This window comes from Pseudomonas sp. SJZ078 (assembly GCF_007828255.1).
Lineage (GTDB): Bacteria > Pseudomonadota > Gammaproteobacteria > Pseudomonadales > Pseudomonadaceae > Aquipseudomonas.
Window position 1 is genome coordinate 1 of record NZ_VIUG01000074.1, and the last position, 2,611, is coordinate 2,611.

At 64.4% G+C, this 2,611-nt stretch carries 1 pseudogene; it reads left to right on the forward strand.

Features of this window, described 5'->3' with window-relative positions:
* Nucleotides 1-2,611, forward strand: a pseudogene (locus FBY02_RS27955) (S-layer family protein); the annotation flags it as partial.

The following is a 2,611-nucleotide window of genomic DNA, read 5'->3' on the forward strand; positions in this document are numbered from 1 at the left end:
GCCGATGACGGCAGCGCCAAGCCGCAACTCGCTATCGACTCCTCGGCCTTGGGCGGCATGTACGCCGGCGCCATCAAACTGGTGGGCACCGAGGCCGGTGTCGGGGTGAAGCTGGACGGCAAGCTGATCGCCAGCGGTGGTGATATCCAGCTCGACGCCAACGGCCATCTGAGCCTGGCCGACACTTCGGCCAGCGGCGCGGTCACCGCCAAGGCCGCCAGCGCCAACGTGCAAGGCGCGGTGTACGCTGCCAGCGTCAACGTGCAAACCAGCGGCGCGCTGGACGTGCAGCAGAACATCGCCGCCCGTGACCAGATCAGCTTGAGCAGCGGCGGGCAGTTGACCAACAACGGCGTCATTGAAGCCGGGGTCAACGCCGACAGCAGCCGTAACGCCACGGGGGATGTGAGCCTCACCGCACAAAACCTCAACAACAGCGGCAAGAGCGTGATTGCCAGCCGCACCCTGACGGCCAACGTGGCGCAGACCCTGAACAACCAGGGCGGGACCTTGAGTGCCGGACAGGCCGGCACGGTCAAGGCCGGGACCCTGGATAACCGGAGCAGCGGCCGGGTACTGAGCAGCAATACGCTGAGCGTCAGCGCCGACACACTGCTCAACACCCAGGGCACCGTCAGCAGCAATGGCAACCTCACGGCCACTGTCGGGCAGTTGAATAACCACGACGGCTTGCTCAGTGCCGTCGGCCCGGTGCACCTGGAAACCACCGGCGTCGATAACAGCGGCGGACGGATCTCCAGCAAGGCCAACCTCACCGCAAACGTCGCCGAACTGACTAATCAGGGCGGCGAATTGGTTGCCCAGGGTTTGCTGACTGTCAGCGGTCAGAGCCTGGATAACCGCAACGGCGGCCTGGTCGGTGCGACGAACGCGCTGACACTCAACGTCGACGCCGTGGATAACCGTGGCGGGGAGATTTCCAGTTCGCTGGGGATCGACATCGACGGTCAGCGCCTGAACAACAGCGACAACGGCAAGGTCCTGGCCGGCACCGACCTGGGCCTGAAAGTCGCGGAGATCATCAACCAGACCCAGGGCCTTCTGTTCAGCACTGGCGCCAGCACTGTCACCGGACAACGCCTGGACAACAGCAGCGGCAGTCTCGTCGCCCGCCAAGGCCTGGATATTCGCCTCGACAACGCGTTGACCAACGTCGCTGGCCTGATCAGCAGCGAAGGTACCCTGACCGCGAATGCCGGCAGTCTCGACAACACACAAGGCAGCGTCTCCAGCGGCGGCGCACTGAGTCTTACTCTCGACAATGCCTTGCTCAACCAGGGCGGCGAAATCGTCACCGACGCCGGCCTCACCGTCAAAAGCGCCAGCCTCGACAACCGCAATAACGGCACCATCAGCGGCAAGCAAGGCGTACTGGTCGAGACCGGCGCGTTCGACAACAGCCAGTCCGGCCGCCTGAGCAGCGGGGCCAACCTCGACCTGACCACGCAAAAACTGACCAACCAGGACGGCGGCCGCATCGCCAGTAACGGCGCACTCACCGCCAGCGTCACCGACCTCGACCAACAGGGCGGCCAACTCTTCAGCAACACGGCGCTGACCCTGGACCTCAACCAGGGCCAACTGAACAACCAGGGCGGCCTGATCAATGCACCGCTGCTGATGCTCAAGAATCTTGCGGGCGTCAACAACGACGGCGGCGAGATCTCCAGCGCCCAGGCGTTCACCCTGGCCGCGCAAAGCCTGAACAACGACAACGGCAAACTGCTCAGCAACCAGGCCCTGACCCTGCGCATCGATAACGCCCTGACCAACCTCAAGGGCCTGATCGCCGCCGCGGCACTGGACGTCGAAGCCGCAAGCCTGAACAACAACGGCGGCACCCTGACCAGCCGCGCTGACCTCGACCTGAAGCTCAGCGGCGCGCTGGAAAACCAGAGCCAGGGGCTGATCAACGCCACCGACAACCTGAGCATTACCACCAGCGACCTGAACAACCAACAAGGTTCGCTACTGGGCAGTGCCATCGCCATCGATTTCGGCGCCGCCACCGGCGACCTGAACAACAGCGCCGGCCTGATCACCACCGCCGGTGTACTCAGCCTCAAGCACCTGCGGGACCTGAACAACCAGCATGGCGAAATCTCCAGCAGCCAGGACCTGAACCTGAGCGCCCGCGACCTGGACAACAGCGCCGGCCAACTCATCAGCAACGGCGTGCTGACCCTGGGCGCCCGCAACGTCATCAACCAAGGTGGTTTGCTGTCCGGCTTCAAGGGTCTGGATCTGACCGCCACGAGCCTGGACAACCGCAACAGCGGCACCCTGTCGAGCCGCGACGAAAGCGTCAGTGCCACCCTCAGCGGGACGCTACTCAACGGCAATGCCGGCGCACTGGTCGGTAAGAAACAACTGACCGTCAGCGCAGCCAGCCTGGACAACGGCGGCGGCATTCTCTCCAGCGGTGGCGACCAGACCCTGACCGTCGGCGGTTTGCTGAACAACGCCCAAGGCGGCTTGATCGACAGCGGCAACACCCTGGTCATCAACGCCATGACCCTCGGCAACGCCGGCGGCACCGTCAACGCCCAGCATGCCCTGAGCTTCACCGGCACCACTCTGGACAACACCG